General features: G+C 63.4%; 2 protein-coding genes. Both read right to left on the reverse strand.

Going from position 1 to position 623, the window contains the following annotated elements; all coding sequences use genetic code 11:
• Positions 1-207, reverse strand: a complete 207-nt coding sequence (locus tag QCE79_RS33400; RefSeq protein ID WP_309851765.1) for an HNH endonuclease signature motif containing protein — start codon at positions 205-207, stop codon at positions 1-3.
• 74 nt (positions 208-281) lie between these two features.
• On the reverse strand, positions 282-623 hold a 342-nt coding region (locus QCE79_RS33405), incomplete at its 5' end, for a DUF3164 family protein (RefSeq protein ID WP_309851768.1).

Genomic DNA, 623 nt, shown 5'->3' on the forward strand with positions numbered 1-623 from the left:
TTACGACCACTCGCCGTCCGCTGGCAACCCGTCCGCGCCGAACGCTTTACGCTCCCGATATCCGAACTGCTCGCGTGTCACTGCGTCGTGGCAGGCGGTGCACAGCCCGCGCAGGTTCGATTCGTCATCCGTGCCGCCTTGGGCCAATGGGATGATGTGATCCACGATCACTGATTCCCTAACCTGATCGGCCGATGCGCAGCGCATGCAGATCGGGTCACGCTCAAGGATGCGACCTCGAATGCGAAGCCATCGACGGCCTCGGGTCCGAGCCGTACCAGTCACAGGCTAGCCAGGTCGAGACTGATCGCACGCCATGTGTCGGTCGCGGCGTCGCGCTCGTAGAACCGGATGTAGGGCTTGGTACCCGTCACGCAGATGCTGTCGGAGATCGCACGCATGGCGGTGTCCCACGTCGGATGACTGATGGACAGGCGACGCAGGCCAAGCACGCGGGCCGTGCTGACGTTGCCCTGCTTGTCCACCTGGAACGCCTCGTTGATCAGCGCCTTGATCTCGTCGCTGCTACCCTCGGTCCACTCGTGAATGCACGCGTCGATCAGCTCCTTGGCCGCCTGCAACTGTTCGCCGAACTGGATGTGCTCGGCGATCTGTCGCACGAC

The sequence above is a fragment of the Caballeronia sp. LZ003 genome (genome assembly GCF_031451465.1).
GTDB lineage: Bacteria > Pseudomonadota > Gammaproteobacteria > Burkholderiales > Burkholderiaceae > Caballeronia.